Source organism: Streptomyces sp. NPDC020597, from assembly GCF_044335095.1.
GTDB lineage: Bacteria > Actinomycetota > Actinomycetes > Streptomycetales > Streptomycetaceae > Streptomyces.
Window position 1 is genome coordinate 73,806 of record NZ_JBIRUL010000001.1, and the last position, 15,872, is coordinate 89,677.

Here is a 15,872-nt window from a genome sequence, read left to right on the forward strand (position 1 = left end):
CAGCACTGCCCACTTTTCACAAGGTTCCCTCAAGAGGGCACCTTGAGCGGCAGTCGACCGTTACTCATGTCGTTGTCGTAAGTCGTTGTTCCTTATTGGACCCTCAAGACCGTCACCCTTGACGCAGATGCGCGGGGGTCGCAGGAGGCACCGTGCTCACCGCGTTCGCCCGGGCGTTCAGGACGCCCGACCTGCGCAAGAAGCTGCTCTTCACGCTCGGGATCATCGTCGTCTACCGGGTCGGCACGCACATCCCGATCCCCGGCGTCGACTACACCTCCGTTCAGCGCTGTGTGGACGAAGCTTCCGGCCAGCAGGGAATCTTCGGTCTGGTGAACATGTTCAGCGGCGGCGCGCTGCTGCAGATCACCATCTTCGCGCTGGGGATCATGCCGTACATCACGGCGAGCATCATTCTCCAGCTGCTGACCGTGGTCATCCCGCGCCTGGAAGCCCTGAAGAAGGAGGGTCAGGCCGGCACCGCGAAGATCACGCAGTACACGCGGTACCTCACGGTGGCCCTCGCCATCCTGCAGGGCACGGGCCTGGTGGCCACCGCCCGCAGCGGCGCCCTGTTCTCCGGCTGCTCGGTCGCCTCGAGCATCGTCCCGGACCGTGCGATCTTCACCACGATCGTGATGGTCGTCTGCATGACCGCCGGTACCGCCATGGTCATGTGGCTCGGTGAGCTCATCACCGACCGCGGCATCGGCAACGGCATGTCGATCCTGATGTTCATCTCGATCGCCGCGACGTTCCCCTCCGCGCTGTGGGCCATCAAGAAGCAGGGCACGCTGGCGGACGGCTGGATCGAGTTCGGCACCGTCGTCCTGGTCGGCCTGGTCATGGTCGGCCTGGTGGTCTTCGTCGAGCAGGCCCAGCGCCGGATCCCCGTGCAGTACGCGAAGCGCATGATCGGCCGCCGGTCCTACGGCGGCACCTCGACGTACATCCCGCTCAAGGTGAACCAGGCCGGTGTGATCCCGGTCATCTTCGCCTCGTCGCTGCTGTACATCCCGGCCCTGGTCGCCCAGTTCTCCAGCGGCACCTCAGGCTGGAAGACGTGGATCGAGACCAACCTGACCAAGGGCGATCACCCGATCTACATCGTCACGTACTTCCTGCTGATCGTTTTCTTCGCGTTCTTCTACGTGGCTATCTCCTTCAACCCCGAGGAAGTAGCCGACAACATGAAGAAGTATGGTGGCTTCATCCCGGGCATCCGGGCTGGTCGGCCGACCGCTGAGTACCTGTCGTACGTGCTCAACCGGATCACCTGGCCGGGTTCGCTGTATCTGGGTCTGATCGCTCTCGTACCGACGATGGCGTTGGTCGGTTTCGACGCGAACCAGAACTTCCCCTTCGGCGGGACCAGCATCCTGATCATCGTGGGTGTGGGTCTCGAGACGGTGAAGCAGATCGAGAGCCAGCTCCAGCAGCGCAATTACGAAGGGTTCCTCCGCTGATGCGTATCGTCCTCGTCGGGCCGCCGGGTGCCGGTAAGGGAACGCAGGCCGCGTTCCTGGCCAGGAACCTGTCGATCCCGCACATCTCCACGGGCGACCTGTTCCGGGCCAACATCAGCCAGCAGACGGAGCTCGGCAAGCTCGCGAAGTCCTACATGGACGCGGGCAACCTGGTGCCGGACGAGGTCACGATCGCGATGGCCAAGGACCGCATGGAGCAGCCGGACGCCGAGGGCGGGTTCCTGCTCGACGGCTTCCCGCGCAACGTGTCCCAGGCCGAGGCGCTGGACGAGGTGCTGCAGGGCGAGAGCATGAAGCTGGACGCGGTCCTCGACCTGGAAGTCCCCGAGGAAGAGGTCGTCAAGCGGATCGCCGGGCGGCGGGTCTGCCGCAAGGACTCCAGCCACGTCTTCCACGCCACCTACAGCCCGCCGAAGAACGAGGGCGTCTGCGACGTCTGCGGCGGTCAGCTGTACCAGCGGGACGACGACTCGGAGGAGACGGTCCGGACCCGGCTGGAGGTCTACCACACGCAGACCGAGCCGATCATCGACTACTACAAGGCGCAGGGCCTGGTCGTCACCATCTCCGCGCTGGGCAAGGTCGACGAGGTCACCTCCCGCGCCATGGACGCCCTCCGGCGCGACGAGGACGGCAAGTAGCAAGCCGTCCGCACCGCGCGGTGGACGGCCGGTGCGAGGTGCGGTGAGCAGTCTGAGCAGAACGCCCGGCGGGGTCTCCCCGCCGGGCGTTCCGCGTGTCCGGGGCCCCTTACGCGGAGGGTGACGTCTCGGCCGCGTCGGCGTACATCCGTGCGTACGCGTATTGTGGAGCGTCGCGATACCAGTGGCCCAGGAGGCGCAGACCGTCATGGTGCAGATCAAGACCCCCGAGCAGATCGCCAAGATGCGGGCGGCGGGGCTTGTCGTCGCCGCCATCCACGCGGCGACGCGGGAAGCGGCGGTGCCCGGGGCGACCACGAAGGACCTCGACGACGTCGCCCGCAAGGTGCTGGCGGAGAACGGCGCGAAGTCGAACTTCCTGGGATACGGCGGTTTCCCGGCGACGATCTGCACCTCGGTGAACGACGTGGTGGTTCACGGCATCCCCTCCGACGAGGTCGTCCTGAAGGACGGCGACATCATCTCCATCGACTGCGGCGCGATCGTGGACGGCTGGCACGGCGACGCAGCGTTCACGGCGTTCGTGGGCGGCGGTCACGCCCCGGAGCTGGTCGAGCTGTCGCGGGTCACCGAGGAGTCGATGTGGGCGGGGATCGCCGCGATGAAGCCGGGCAACCGCCTGGTGGACGTCTCGCGCGCGATCGAGACCTACATCCGCCGCCAGCCCAAGCCGGGCGGTGGCCGCTACGGCATCGTCGAGGACTACGGCGGCCACGGCATCGGCACCGAGATGCACATGGATCCGCACCTGCTGAACTACGTCGACCGCCGGCGGGGCAAGGGTCCGAAGCTGGTGCCGGGCTTCTGCCTCGCCATCGAGCCGATGGTGTCCCTCGGCACCCCGCGCACCGAGGTGCTCGAGGACGACTGGACGGTCATCACGACGGACGGCACGTGGTCCTCCCACTGGGAGCACTCGGTCGCGCTGACGGAGGCGGGCCCGCTGGTGCTGACCGCTGTCGACGGGGGCCGGGCGAAGCTGGCCGAGCACGGGGTCGAGGCCGCCCCGGATCCGCTGGCCTAGGCGGGCGGGCCGGCCGTGCCGCTGAGGATGCCGCTTAAGGATCTCCCCGGTGGGGCAGACTCCTCGATTCGTGTTTCCGTCGGGCCTGACGTAGACTGACTCGTCGACTCCCGTGCACCCGCATGTCCGCATGCACCCGCAGGGGAAAGGGTGGGGGAGTCGATCAAGGTAGTCGATTCGAAGGGCGAAGCGTGGCCAAGAAGCAAGGTGCCATCGAGATCGAGGGCACTGTCGTCGAGTCTCTTCCGAACGCCATGTTCAAGGTCGAGCTCCAGAACGGCCACCAGGTCCTGGCACACATCAGCGGCAAGATGCGTATGCACTACATCCGTATCCTCCCTGACGACCGGGTCGTGGTGGAGTTGTCTCCGTACGACCTGACGCGTGGCCGGATCGTCTACCGCTACAAGTAGATCTTGCCCAGGCTCCGTGCGCTCTCCTGCGTGCGGGGTTGCCGGCAACTGACCCGGAGAACCTCACATCCCATGAAGGTCAAGCCGAGCGTCAAGAAGATCTGCGACAAGTGCAGGGTGATCCGCCGTCACGGTCGGGTCATGGTCATTTGCGAGAACCCGCGCCACAAGCAGCGCCAGGGCTGATCGCTCAGAGATCACACCCTCTGCACCACATCGCAGAGACTTCGCGCGACGCGAGCTGAATATGTTCATACGCAGGGCCCGGGCGGTCGCACCGCCTGACACCCCCGGTTCGGAGGCCGGGGACCCAGTCCGTACCAAATCTTCCGCAGTGAAGAGGACGGCGGCTGGGAGTCGGTCCTGTGGCAGACCTCCGAAGATCAAACTGGAGCCATTGAATGGCACGCGTTTCCGGTGTTGACATCCCGCGCGAAAAGCGTGTGGAGGTCGCCCTCACCTACGTGTTCGGCATCGGCCGGACCCTTTCCCAGGAGACGCTGGCAGCGACCGGCGTCGACCCGAACACCCGCGTTCGCGACCTCTCCGAGGAGCAGCTCGTCGCGATCCGCGAGTACGTGGACGCCAACATCAAGACCGAGGGTGACCTCCGTCGCGAGGTCCAGGCCGACATCCGCCGCAAGGTCGAGATCGGTTGCTACCAGGGTCTCCGTCACCGTCGTGGTCTGCCGGTCCGCGGTCAGCGCACCAGCACGAACGCTCGTACCCGCAAGGGCCCGCGTCGCGCCATCGCCGGCAAGAAGAAGCCGGGCAAGAAGTAGTCCTCAGCGGACGCTCATCAGCGGTCTTCGCTGTAGGACCGACCACCTCCCGTAGGAGTTAATAGATGCCCCCCAAGGGACGTCAGGGCGCTGCCAAGAAGGTGCGCCGCAAGGAAAAGAAGAACGTCGCGCACGGCCAGGCGCACATCAAGAGCACGTTCAACAACACGATCGTGTCCATCACGGACCCGGCCGGAAACGTGATCTCGTGGGCCTCCGCCGGTCACGTCGGCTTCAAGGGCTCGCGCAAGTCCACGCCGTTCGCCGCGCAGATGGCCGCCGAGTCGGCTGCCCGTCGCGCGCAGGAGCACGGCATGCGCAAGGTCGACGTCTTCGTCAAGGGCCCGGGCGCCGGTCGTGAGACCGCCATCCGCTCCCTGCAGGCCACGGGCCTCGAGGTCGGCTCCATCCAGGACGTCACCCCGACCCCCCACAACGGCTGCCGTCCGCCGAAGCGCCGCCGCGTCTGACGCACGGTCGTCTCAGGTTTTTCGGGTTTCGGGCGGCACGTCCTGTTCCAGGCGTGCCGCCCGTACCCTTGCAGTACCGAGTCGGGCGTCAAATAGCGGGCGCCCCTGACTGAAGGATCTCTCCATGCTGATCGCTCAGCGTCCCTCGTTGACCGAAGAGGTCGTCGACGAATTCCGCTCCCGGTTCGTGATCGAGCCGCTGGAGCCGGGCTTCGGCTACACCCTCGGAAACTCCCTCCGCCGGACCCTCCTGTCGTCGATCCCGGGTGCGGCGGTCACGTCCATCCGCATCGACGGCGTGCTGCACGAGTTCACCACCGTGCCGGGCGTCAAGGAGGACGTCACCGACCTGATCCTCAACATCAAGCAGCTGGTCGTCTCCTCGGAGCACGACGAGCCGGTCGTGATGTACCTGCGCAAGCAGGGTCCGGGTCTGGTCACCGCCGCCGACATCGCGCCCCCGGCCGGTGTCGAGGTGCACAACCCCGACCTCGTCCTCGCCACGCTCAACGGCAAGGGCAAGCTGGAGATGGAGCTGACCGTCGAGCGCGGTCGCGGTTACGTCTCCGCCGTGCAGAACAAGCAGGTGGGCCAGGAGATCGGCCGTATCCCGGTCGACTCGATCTACTCGCCGGTTCTCAAGGTCACGTACAAGGTCGAGGCCACGCGTGTCGAGCAGCGCACCGACTTCGACAAGCTGATCGTCGACGTCGAGACCAAGCAGGCGATGCGTCCCCGTGACGCCATGGCCTCCGCCGGTAAGACGCTGGTCGAGCTCTTCGGTCTCGCCCGTGAGCTCAACATCGACGCCGAGGGCATCGACATGGGCCCGTCCCCGACGGACGCCGCCCTCGCCGCTGATCTCGCCCTGCCGATCGAGGAGCTCGAGCTCACCGTTCGGTCGTACAACTGCCTCAAGCGCGAGGGCATCCACTCCGTGGGTGAGCTCGTGGCGCGTTCTGAGGCCGACCTGCTCGACATCCGCAACTTCGGCGCGAAGTCGATCGACGAGGTCAAGGCGAAGCTGGCCGGCATGGGCCTGGCCCTCAAGGACAGCCCGCCCGGATTCGACCCGACCGCCGCCGCCGACGCCTTCGGCGCCGACGACGACGCGGACGCGGGCTTCGTCGAGACCGAGCAGTACTGACCGCCTCCGGCGGGGCAGCCGTCCTCGGACGGCGGTCCCGCCGGGTTCGGTCCCGGCTGCCGACAGGCCGCGGCCGGTCGCGCAGTTCCCCGCGCCCCTGAGGGGGCCGGCCCCTCCGGTACTGACAAGTGCCGGATCTTCGACGGGCGACCGCCCGCTCGGATACTGACCCCGGTACCTGGTACGGCCGGGGCAGACACCTAGGAGAAACACCATGCCGAAGCCCACCAAGGGCGCCCGTATGGGCGGCAGCGCTGCGCACGAGAAGATCCTCCTCGCGAACCTCGCGAAGGCGCTGTTCGAGCACGGCCGCATCACCACCACCGAGGCGAAGGCGCGCAAGCTGCGTCCGTACGCCGAGCGTCTGGTCACCAAGGCGAAGAAGGGCGACCTTCACAACCGCCGTCAGGTGCTCCAGGTCATCACGGACAAGAGCATCGTGCACACGCTCTTCACCGAGATCGGCCCGCGCTACGAGAACCGTCCCGGTGGCTACACCCGCATCACCAAGATCGGTAACCGTCGTGGCGACAACGCGCCCATGGCCGTCATCGAGCTGGTCGAGGCGCTGACCGTCGCGCAGCAGGCGACGGGCGAGGCCGAGGCCGCCACGAAGCGCGCGGTCAAGGAGTCCGAGGCGGCCAAGGTCGAGGAGACCCCGGCCGACGAGGCTCCCGCCGAGGAGTCGAAGGACGCGTAAGCGTTCTGCCGGGGGCCGTGCGTTCGCGGCTGCGGGTTCGCCGTGGCTGCTCGCGCAGTTCCCCGCGCCCCCCTGGGGCGATTGCGGGCCCGCTTCTTTCGAGGAGCGGGCCCGCTTTTGTGTCGCTGAGAGGATCTGAACGTGAGTGACGAAGCACAGCCCGGGTTCGTGCGGGTGCGGCTGGACCTGTCCTACGACGGCAGCGATTTCTCCGGGTGGGCCAAGCAGGCCGGCGGACGGCGGACCGTGCAGGGGGAGATCGAGGACGCGCTGCGGACCGTCACCCGCTCGGGCGGGACGACGTACGAGCTGACCGTGGCCGGGCGCACCGACGCCGGGGTGCACGCGCGGGGCCAGGTCGCCCATGTCGACCTGCCGGAGCCGGTGTGGCGCGAGCACCACGAGAAGCTGCTCAAGCGGCTCGCGGGGCGGCTGCCGAAGGACGTGCGGGTGTGGGCCCTGCGAGAGGCGCCGAGCGGGTTCAACGCGCGGTTCTCGGCGATCTGGCGGCGGTACGCCTACCGGGTCACCGACAACCCCGGAGGCGTCGATCCGCTGCTGCGGGGGCACGTCCTGTGGCACGACTGGCCGCTCGACGTGGACGCCATGAACGAGGCGGCCCGGCGGCTGCTCGGCGAGCACGACTTCGCCGCGTACTGCAAGAAGCGGGAGGGGGCGACCACCATCCGCACGCTCCAGGAGCTGAGTCTGACGAAGGGCGACGACGGGATCGTCACCGCCACCGTCCGGGCCGACGCCTTCTGCCACAACATGGTGCGTTCGCTGATCGGGGCGCTGCTGTTCGTGGGGGACGGGCACCGGGGACCGGAGTGGCCCGCCAAGGTGCTCGCCGCCGGCGTCCGGGACTCGGCGGTGCACGTCGTGCGGCCGCACGGGCTGACGCTGGAGGAGGTCGGCTACCCGGCGGACGGGCTGCTCGCCGCGCGCAGCAAGGAGGCGCGCAACCGGCGGACGCTGCCCGCCGCCGGGTGCTGCTGATCCGGCCCTGTGCGCGCGTGCCCCCGTGCGGCCCGGGCCGGCCGGTCAGCTGTTGGCGGCCGCCGACGCCTGGGTCTCGCCGCGGCGGCGGAGCTGCTGGAACGCGAACTCGGCCAGGTCGTCGCCGGTGGTGAAGACGGGCGTGTCCTTGGTGGTGACGTCCTTGCCGTTCGCGAAGCCGGTGAGCGTGAAGTAGGCGTACCGGCCGTAGGAGTTGGTCGTGGAGCGGCAGATCGCGCCGTTGCAGAAGGCCTTGACGCCGCCGCCGGCGAGGGCCTTGACGATGCTCTTGCCGTCGGACTGGCTCTTGACCTTGGAGGCCTGTGCCTCGGTGTCGAAGACGGCCACGCCGACCGTGACCGCGATGCCGTCCCTGGAGTATGTGACGCGCATCATGCGGGTGCAGCCGTTGGCGGCGAGGACCTTGCCCAGGGTGCCCGCGGCGCCCGTGGCGCACGAGGTGCTGTCGGCCTTCGCGCCCTTCTTGTACACGGCGGAGCCCATGGTCAGCTGCTTGCCGGGGAAGAGCAGGTCCGGACCGTTGGGGGCGGTGTCCTTGGCCTTGCTGGAGACGAACTCCTTGGGGTCCAGTGGGGGCGGGGCGCTGGTCGGCGCGAACGACGGGGGGGTGGACGCGCTCGGCAGGTCGCCCGTCGCGGGCAGCGAGGACGTGGGCCGGTTCGCCTTGTCGTCGTTGGCCGACACCACGCCCATGGCCACGGCGGCGCCGATGCCGATGGTGGCGAGCGCGCCGCCGCCTATGAACAGCAGCCGGCGGCGTTTGTTGCGCGTCTCGGACGCCTCGGCGAGCGCGGCCCAGTCCGGGGTGCTGCCGTCATCGCCGGTGCCCCACGGCTGCTGGGAGTTCGGTTTCCACGGATCCCACTGGGACTGAGGTCCCCCCTGCCCATAGCTCATGGGGCGCATCTTAGACGGGGGACGGGGGATGCTGTTCCGTGCCGATGGGCCCCGGGAGCCGCTGGATTCCGGGGCCGGGGGCGGGCAAACGCGACATCTCCGGGTGCTTGGTGCGGCGTTCTCCCGGGCTGCCCTCCGGCATGTGGCGCGGGCCACTTCGCAAGGGTGTTCCGGGGTCGTTCCCGTGGCGTAGGCGGGGCCTTCCGGGGGTGCTGCCTGCGCCGATCGGGCTCGTTTTGACCCCACCATGGAGACGCGGGTATCCTGCATCTTCGTTGTGTATTGGCTTGCTCTTCTCACGGGACGGGCCCTTACACCGGTCCACCGGGCCGATGACCAGCGATCAGCACGCGGTTTGCGTCACCGCAGTGCGGTCTGGGCTGTCGTGATCGTCTTCGGTGACCTTGTCAGGACCAATTCACTGAAGAAGCGAAGGCTACGAACCGTGCGTACGTACAGCCCCAAGCCCGGCGATGTGACGCGCCAGTGGCACGTCATCGACGCTCAGGACATCGTCCTGGGCCGTCTCGCCACCACTGCCGCGTCCCTCCTCCGGGGCAAGCACAAGCCGATCTACGCGCCCCACGTCGACACCGGTGACTTCGTCATCATCATCAACGCCGACAAGGTGCACCTCTCCGGCAACAAGCGGACCCAGAAGATGGCGTACCGCCACTCCGGGTACCCGGGCGGCCTGCGCTCCGTGCGCTACGACGACCTTCTCGCGAACAACCCCGAGAAGGCCGTCGAGAAGGCCGTCAAGGGCATGCTCCCCAAGAACACGCTGGGCCGTCAGATGCTCTCGAAGCTGAAGGTCTACAAGGGTGACGTGCACCCGCACGCGGCGCAGCAGCCCGTGCCGTTCGAGATCACCCAGGTCGCGCAGTAATTCCGGCCACACCCCTAGCTGAAAAGAACTGAGGAGAACCGTGGCCGAGACCACTGCCGAGCAGCCGCTCGAAGAGACCGAGCTCGTCGACATCGAGAGCTACACCACCGAGTCCGAGGTCCCCGTCGAGGGTGAGTACACCTCGGAGTCCCTGGCCTCCCGCTTCGGCGAGGCCCAGCCGGCGGCCGGCCTGGGCCGTCGCAAGAACGCCATCGCCCGCGTCCGGATCGTTCCGGGCTCCGGCAAGTGGAAGATCAACGGGCGCACGCTCGAGGACTACTTCCCGAACAAGGTGCACCAGCAGGAAGTCAACGAGCCCTTCAAGGTGCTCGAGCTCGACAACCGCTACGACGTCATCGCCCGTATCTCGGGTGGCGGTGTCTCCGGTCAGGCCGGTGCGCTCCGTCTCGGTGTCGCCCGCGCGCTGAACGAGGCCGACGTCGACAACAACCGCGGCGCCCTCAAGAAGGCCGGCTTCCTCACGCGTGACGACCGCGCGGTCGAGCGCAAGAAGGCCGGTCTGAAGAAGGCCCGCAAGGCCCCGCAGTACAGCAAGCGCTAAGCTTCGCTGCCTGCTCGTACGTATCCCGGAGCGGGTCTCTCGCCTCGCTCGTACGTACTCCGAACGCCCCGGCGGCACGCCACAGTGTCGTCGGGGCGTTCGTTTTATCGCAGCCGTGGGCGTATAACGGCACAAGGTGCTCAAAGGCTTGTGCGATGGGATGCCCGCGGCATCCCATGCCTGGATGCGGCAGCGGCCGCGGGCCGGCTGACCGGCGACCGGGCCCGCACGGCCTGTGAAACTGACGCTTCCTCAGGAGGGCAAGTGGGACGACTCTTCGGCACGGACGGCGTGCGCGGTGTCGCCAACGCGGATCTGACGGCGGAGATGGCCCTCGGCCTGTCCGTCGCGGCGGCGCACGTGCTGGCCGAGGCGGGCACCTTCGCGGGTCACCGGCCGGTGGCCGTCGTCGGACGGGATCCGCGCGCGTCCGGGGAGTTCCTGGAAGCCGCCGTGGTGGCGGGTCTGGCCAGTGCGGGCGTGGACGTGCTGAAGGTCGGCGTGCTGCCGACGCCGGCGGTCGCCTACCTCACCGGCGTGCTCGGCGCGGACCTCGGCGTGATGCTCTCGGCCAGCCACAACGCGATGCCCGACAACGGCGTCAAGTTCTTCGCCCGCGGCGGTCACAAGCTCGCCGACGAGCTCGAGGACGCCATCGAGACCGTCTACGAGGAGCACCGCACCGGCGCGCCCTGGGACCGGCCGACCGGCTCGGGCGTCGGTCGTGTGCGCGGTTACGACGAGGGCTTCGACCGGTACGTCGCCCACCTCATCGCCGTCCTGCCGAACCGGCTCGACGGGCTGCGGATCGTCCTCGACGAGGCGCACGGCGCGGCGGCGCGGGTGTCGCCGGAGGCGTTCACCCGGGCCGGCGCGGAGATCGTGACCATCGGGGCCGAACCGGACGGGCTCAACATCAACGACGGCTGCGGGTCGACGCACCTCGACAAGCTGAAGGCCGCGGTCATCGAGCACGGAGCCGCGCTCGGCATCGCGCACGACGGTGACGCGGACCGGTGCCTCGCCGTGGACCACACGGGTGAGGAGATCGACGGCGACCAGATCCTCGCCGTGCTGGCGCTGTCCATGCGGGAGCGGGGCGTGCTGCGCTCGGACACCGTCGTCGCGACCGTGATGTCCAACCTCGGCTTCAAGCTGGCCATGGAGCGCGAGGGGATCCACCTCGTGCAGGCCGCGGTCGGCGACCGCTATGTGCTCGAGGAGATGAAGCAGCACGGGTACGCGCTCGGCGGCGAGCAGTCCGGGCACGTGATCATCCTCGACCACGCGACGACCGGCGACGGCACGCTGACCGGGCTGATGCTGGCGGCTCGCGTCGCGCAGACGGGGCGGTCGTTGCGTGAGCTGGCCTCCGTGATGGAGCGGTTGCCGCAGGTGCTGATCAACGTGCCCGACGTCGACAGGTCCCGGGTCGGGAACTCGGCCGAGCTGGCGGCTGCCGTCGGTGAGGCGGAGCGGGAACTCGGCTCCACCGGGCGGGTGTTGCTGCGGCCCTCCGGCACCGAGCCGCTGGTTCGGGTGATGGTCGAGGCGGCGGACATCGATCAGGCCCGGGCGGTTGCGGGGCGGCTGGCGGATGTCGTGAAGTCCGCGCTGGGCTAGCCGGGGGCGGGCCGGGCCGGGTTCGGGGTTCTGTGCGTTGCGGGGTGCGGGTGCGTTGTGGCTGGTTGCGCAGTTCCCCGCGCCCCTGGGGGGCTGGTCCCGGCGGGGTTGGGTGGTGCGGGTCTGTTGTCGTCGCGCAGTTCCCCGCGCCCCTTTGGGGGGTCAGGGGTTCTGTTTCGACCAGGCCCATTTCTGGGTCAGGAGGGTCAGGGTGCCGGCCAGGATGATGCCCAGGAGGTTCAGGAGGAGCTGTTTCGCCGAGCCCCAGGTCTGGCCCATGTCGCCGTAGCTGAGGGCGACCGCCGCGTTCGCCGCCGCCGGGACCGTCGTCACCGAGATCGCCACGCCCACCAAGGCGCCCGACTTCGCCGAGGTCAGGGAGAGGGTGCCGGCGATTCCGGCGAGTACGGCGACGACGAAGGAGAACCAGTCCGGGGCGTAGACGAAGCCGGTCTGGGGGCGGTCGCCCTCCAGCTGATCCTTGCTGAACAGGCCTACCGCGTCCATGAAGAGGCTGAAGCCGACGGTCACCGCCATCGCCGCCGCGAAGCCGACCAGCAGGGCGATCAGCGAGCGAACGGCCAGCCGGGGGGCGCGCTGCACGATCGCCGTGCACACGCCGGCGAGCGGGCCGAACTCCGGGCCGACCGCCATCGCGCCGACGATGAGGACCGCGTTGTCCAGCACCACACCGCAGGCCGCGATCATCGTGGCCAGCGTGATGAAGGAGAGGTAGGTGACGGAGAGCGTCGAGTCCTCGTGGGTGGCGTCGGTCAGGTGCTCCCACAGGACCGCGTCCGCGCCCTCGCCGGGGGCTTCCGCCTCGGCCTTGTCCGCGCGCAGCGAGAGCGACAGGTCGATGTTCTCCACGGCGATCGAGCCGGTCTCCTCCAGTCCCAACTCCTGAAGCGCGGAGAGGAGTTCGTCGCCCGCCTCGCGGGCCACGTCGCACAGGACGACGTCGCCGGCCGGGTTGCGGGCGGCGTGGGGCAGGACCACGAGGTGCGTGGCCCCGACGGTCCGCTCGATCAGACGGACCACGTCGTCGGTCCGCTCCGCCGGTGTGATGAGGCGCAGGTGCAGCATGGGGGCAGGGTAGCCGTCAGAGTTTGCGCAGGCGCAGCCGCTGTACCTTGTGGTCCGGGCCCTTGCGGACCACGAGGCCGGCCCGGCCGCGGGTGGGGGCGATGTTCTCCACCAGGTTCGGCTTGTTGATGGTGCGCCAGAGCGTGCGGGCGTAGTCGAGGGCCTCCTCCTCGGAGACCTGGGTGTACTTGCGGAAGTACGAGTCCGGGTTCTGGAAGGCGGTCTGACGCAGTTTCCGGAACCGGCTGAGGTACCAGCGCTCGATGTCCTCGATGCTCGCGTCGACGTACACGCTGAAGTCGAAGTAGTCGGCGAGGCCGACGCGGGTGCGGCCGTCGCTGCCGGGCAGGGCGGGCTGAAGGACGTTCAGGCCCTCGACGATGAGGATGTCGGGGCGGCGGACGGTGAGCCGCCGGTCGGGGACGATGTCGTAGATCAGGTGTGAGTAGACCGGCGCGGTGACCTCGCCCTTGCCCGCCTTGATGTCGGCGACGAAGCGGGTCAGCGCGCGGCGGTCGTAGGACTCGGGGAAGCCTTTGCGGGACATCAGGCCGCGGGCTTCGAGTTCGCGGGTGGGCAGCAGAAAGCCGTCCGTGGTGACCAGTTCCACGCGCGGGTGCTCCGGCCAGCGGGAGAGCAGCGCCTGCAGCAGACGGGCGACCGTCGACTTGCCGACGGCGACCGATCCGGCGACGCCTATGACGAAGGGGGTGCCGGACTGCGAGCCCTTCTCGCCCAGGAAGGTGTTCAGGGCGCCGCGCAGGCCGTCGGTGGCGCCCACGTAGAGGTTGAGGAGCCGGGAGAGCGGGAGGTAGATGTCCCGCACCTCGTCGAGGTCGATGACGTCGCCCAGGCCGCGCAGCTTCTCGACCTCCTCGGCGGTCAGCGGCAGCGGGGTCTTCTCCCGCAGCGCGCTCCACTCGGATCGGGTGAGGTCGACGTAGGGAGTCGCCTCCGGCCTGTGCCGGTGGGCGCTCCGGGGCATCGGGGAGACCGGAGAGATCACAGTCCATTGTTAACGGAGTTTGAACGCGATGGCGGGTGGGTTCCGTCACGCCGTCGGCGGGCAGCCGCTCGGGTGGGGTCCAGGGCGGGCGCCCGGGTAGGGCGCCGGGTGCGGACGGGGGCTCGTGCGGCGGTGGGAATTTCCGGAATCGGGCACGCGGAGGCTCTTTTGGGGGGCGCTTCGGCCGTAGGCTGCCGCGCATGTGCGGAATCGTGGGATACGTGGGGTCTCAGTCGGCGCTCGACGTCGTGATGGCCGGACTGAAGCGGCTGGAGTACCGGGGATACGACTCGGCGGGCGTCGCCGTGCCGGCCGACGGGGGGCTCGCGGCGGCGAAGAAGGCGGGCAAGCTCGTCAATCTGGAGAAGGAGCTGACGGAGCGGCCCCTGCCGGCCGGGACGACGGGCATCGGGCACACCCGGTGGGCCACGCACGGCGGGCCCACCGACGTCAACGCCCATCCGCACCTCGACAACGCCGGACGCGTCGCCGTCGTGCACAACGGGATCATCGAGAACTTCGCGGAGCTGCGGGCCGAACTGGCCGAGCGGGGACACGAGCTGCTGTCCGAGACCGACACCGAGGCCGTCGCGCATCTGCTCGCCGAGGAGTTCTCGGTGACCTCCGACCTGGCGGAGGCGATGCGGCTGGTGTGCCGACGGCTGGAGGGCGCTTTCACGCTGGTCGCGGTGCACGCGGACGAGCCGGACGTGGTGGTCGGGGCGCGCCGCAACTCGCCGTTGGTGGTGGGCGTCGGCGAGGGCGAGGCCTTCCTCGCCTCGGACGTCGCCGCGTTCATCGCGCACACCCGGTCGGCGATCGAGCTGGGCCAGGACCAGGTGGTGGAGCTGCGCCGGGACGCGGTGACGGTCACCGGGTTCGACGGCCGGCCGGCCCAGGTGCGGTCGTACCACGTCGACTGGGACGCGTCGGCGGCGGAGAAGGGGGGCTACGACTACTTCATGCTGAAGGAGATCGCCGAGCAGCCCAAGGCCGTGGCCGACACCCTGCTGGGACGGATCGACGCCGGCGGCTCGCTGACGCTCGACGAGGTGCGCATCCCGGCGCGGGAGCTGCGCGAGATCGACAAGATCGTCGTCGTCGCCTGCGGAACGGCCTTCCATGCCGGGCTGATCGCCAAGTACGCCATCGAGCACTGGACGCGCATCCCGTGCGAGGTGGAGCTGGCCAGCGAGTTCCGCTACCGGGACCCGATCCTGGACCCGCGCTCCCTGGTCATCGCCATCTCCCAGTCCGGCGAGACGATGGACACGCTGATGGCGCTGCGGCACGCGCGGGACCAGGGCTCGAAGGTGCTCGCCATCTGCAACACCAACGGGTCGACCATCCCCCGTGAGTCGGACGCCGTGCTCTACACGCACGCGGGGCCGGAGGTGGCCGTCGCCTCCACCAAGGCGTTCCTGACCCAGCTGGTGGCGTGCTATCTGGTCGCCCTCTATCTCGGGCAGGTGCGCGGCACCAAGTGGGGGGACGAGATCCGGGCCGTCGTGCGGGACCTGGCGCGGATCTCCGGCGAGGTGGAGCGGGTGCTGGAGACCATGGAGCCGGTGCGGGAGCTGGCACGGTCGCTGGCCGACAAGGACACCGTGCTGTTCCTCGGCCGGCACGTGGGCTATCCCGTCGCGCTGGAGGGCGCGCTCAAGCTGAAGGAGCTCGCCTACATGCACGCGGAGGGGTTCGCGGCGGGGGAGCTGAAGCACGGGCCGATCGCCCTCATCGAGGAGGACCTGCCCGTGGTGGTGGTCGTGCCCTCGCCGCGCGGCCGGTCCGTCCTGCACGACAAGATCGTCTCCAACATCCAGGAGATCCGGGCGCGGGGGGCGCGGACGATCGTGATCGCGGAGGAGGGGGACGAGGCGGTCGTGCCGTACGCCGACCACCTGGTGCGGATCCCCGCCACGCCGGTGCTGCTGCAGCCGCTGGTGGCGACGGTGCCGTTGCAGGTGTTCGCGTGCGAGCTCGCGACCGCGCGGGGCAACGAGGTGGATCAGCCGCGCAACCTCGCGAAGTCGGTCACCGTGGAGTAGGGGCCGCCGGGCAGTGGATGCCGGCCCCCCCGCCGGGGAGCGTGGGCTCGTGTGGG

The 15,872-nt window shown here is 69.1% G+C and carries 17 protein-coding genes; 14 read left to right on the forward strand and 3 right to left on the reverse strand.

All coding sequences use genetic code 11. The features are described 5' to 3' along the window. Positions 1-152 precede the first annotated feature (152 nt). The 10 genes from secY to truA all read left to right on the forward strand — a co-directional run bounded on the left by secY (position 153) and on the right by truA (position 7,684). A complete protein-coding gene (secY, locus tag ACH4ZA_RS00435; RefSeq protein WP_319277134.1) occupies positions 153-1,466 on the forward strand; it encodes a preprotein translocase subunit SecY in 1,314 nt (437 codons plus the stop codon). Then, positions 1,466-2,128 carry an adenylate kinase gene (locus ACH4ZA_RS00440; protein ID WP_319277132.1) on the forward strand — a complete coding sequence of 221 codons (663 nt, stop codon included), beginning with the start codon at positions 1,466-1,468 and terminating at the stop codon, positions 2,126-2,128. Before secY ends, ACH4ZA_RS00440 begins: the two co-directional genes overlap by 1 nt. A 208-nt stretch (positions 2,129-2,336) precedes the next feature. Then, positions 2,337-3,173, forward strand: a complete 837-nt coding sequence (gene map / locus ACH4ZA_RS00445) for a type I methionyl aminopeptidase (RefSeq protein ID WP_319277130.1) — start codon at positions 2,337-2,339, stop codon at positions 3,171-3,173. 191 nt (positions 3,174-3,364) lie between these two features. Then, on the forward strand, positions 3,365-3,586 hold the full coding sequence (gene infA, locus ACH4ZA_RS00450; protein WP_003948620.1) for a translation initiation factor IF-1: 222 nt from the start codon (positions 3,365-3,367) through the stop codon (positions 3,584-3,586). A 72-nt stretch (positions 3,587-3,658) separates the two neighbouring features. Beyond that, positions 3,659-3,772 (forward strand): 50S ribosomal protein L36, encoded by a 114-nt coding sequence (gene rpmJ, locus ACH4ZA_RS00455; protein WP_003998809.1) that lies wholly within the window; start codon positions 3,659-3,661, stop codon positions 3,770-3,772. Positions 3,773-3,987: 215 nt separating this feature from the next. After that, positions 3,988-4,368 (forward strand): 30S ribosomal protein S13, encoded by a 381-nt coding sequence (rpsM, locus tag ACH4ZA_RS00460; protein WP_057584669.1) that lies wholly within the window; start codon positions 3,988-3,990, stop codon positions 4,366-4,368. A gap of 65 nt (positions 4,369-4,433) precedes the next feature. After that, positions 4,434-4,838 (forward strand): 30S ribosomal protein S11, encoded by a 405-nt coding sequence (rpsK, locus tag ACH4ZA_RS00465; RefSeq protein WP_010354218.1) that lies wholly within the window; start codon positions 4,434-4,436, stop codon positions 4,836-4,838. A 124-nt stretch (positions 4,839-4,962) separates the two neighbouring features. Continuing rightward, positions 4,963-5,985 carry a DNA-directed RNA polymerase subunit alpha gene (locus ACH4ZA_RS00470; RefSeq protein WP_003966937.1) on the forward strand — a complete coding sequence of 341 codons (1,023 nt, stop codon included), beginning with the start codon at positions 4,963-4,965 and terminating at the stop codon, positions 5,983-5,985. A 214-nt stretch (positions 5,986-6,199) separates the two neighbouring features. After that, positions 6,200-6,685 (forward strand): 50S ribosomal protein L17, encoded by a 486-nt coding sequence (gene rplQ, locus ACH4ZA_RS00475; protein ID WP_319277126.1) that lies wholly within the window; start codon positions 6,200-6,202, stop codon positions 6,683-6,685. 141 nt (positions 6,686-6,826) lie between these two features. Beyond that, positions 6,827-7,684, forward strand: coding sequence for a tRNA pseudouridine(38-40) synthase TruA (gene truA / locus ACH4ZA_RS00480; RefSeq protein ID WP_319277125.1), 858 nt, complete (start codon positions 6,827-6,829; stop codon positions 7,682-7,684). A 45-nt stretch (positions 7,685-7,729) separates the two neighbouring features. On the opposite strand, the gene ACH4ZA_RS00485 is transcribed toward truA, so the two are convergent. Further along, positions 7,730-8,602 (reverse strand): hypothetical protein, encoded by an 873-nt coding sequence (locus ACH4ZA_RS00485; RefSeq protein ID WP_398427412.1) that lies wholly within the window; start codon positions 8,600-8,602, stop codon positions 7,730-7,732. 445 nt (positions 8,603-9,047) lie between these two features. On the opposite strand from ACH4ZA_RS00485, the gene rplM reads away from it, so the two are divergent. The 3 genes from rplM to glmM all read left to right on the forward strand — a co-directional run bounded on the left by rplM (position 9,048) and on the right by glmM (position 11,676). After that, positions 9,048-9,491 carry a 50S ribosomal protein L13 gene (gene rplM / locus ACH4ZA_RS00490; protein ID WP_020132189.1) on the forward strand — a complete coding sequence of 148 codons (444 nt, stop codon included), beginning with the start codon at positions 9,048-9,050 and terminating at the stop codon, positions 9,489-9,491. 40 nt (positions 9,492-9,531) lie between these two features. Beyond that, positions 9,532-10,053: a 30S ribosomal protein S9 gene (gene rpsI, locus ACH4ZA_RS00495; protein ID WP_107442401.1), complete on the forward strand. Its 522-nt coding sequence runs from the start codon at positions 9,532-9,534 to the stop codon at positions 10,051-10,053. Positions 10,054-10,317: 264 nt separating this feature from the next. Continuing rightward, positions 10,318-11,676 carry a phosphoglucosamine mutase gene (gene glmM / locus ACH4ZA_RS00500; protein WP_319277122.1) on the forward strand — a complete coding sequence of 453 codons (1,359 nt, stop codon included), beginning with the start codon at positions 10,318-10,320 and terminating at the stop codon, positions 11,674-11,676. Positions 11,677-11,838: 162 nt separating this feature from the next. Here glmM and ACH4ZA_RS00505 read toward each other — a convergent pair whose 3' ends face one another. Then, entirely contained in the window at positions 11,839-12,762 is a 924-nt protein-coding gene (locus ACH4ZA_RS00505) for a DUF389 domain-containing protein (RefSeq protein ID WP_319277120.1), read from the reverse strand. A gap of 16 nt (positions 12,763-12,778) precedes the next feature. Further along, on the reverse strand, positions 12,779-13,747 hold the full coding sequence (coaA, locus tag ACH4ZA_RS00510) for a type I pantothenate kinase (protein ID WP_319277119.1): 969 nt from the start codon (positions 13,745-13,747) through the stop codon (positions 12,779-12,781). 221 nt (positions 13,748-13,968) lie between these two features. On the opposite strand from coaA, the gene glmS reads away from it, so the two are divergent. Continuing rightward, on the forward strand, positions 13,969-15,816 hold the full coding sequence (glmS, locus tag ACH4ZA_RS00515) for a glutamine--fructose-6-phosphate transaminase (isomerizing) (protein WP_398427413.1): 1,848 nt from the start codon (positions 13,969-13,971) through the stop codon (positions 15,814-15,816). Positions 15,817-15,872 lie beyond the last annotated feature (56 nt).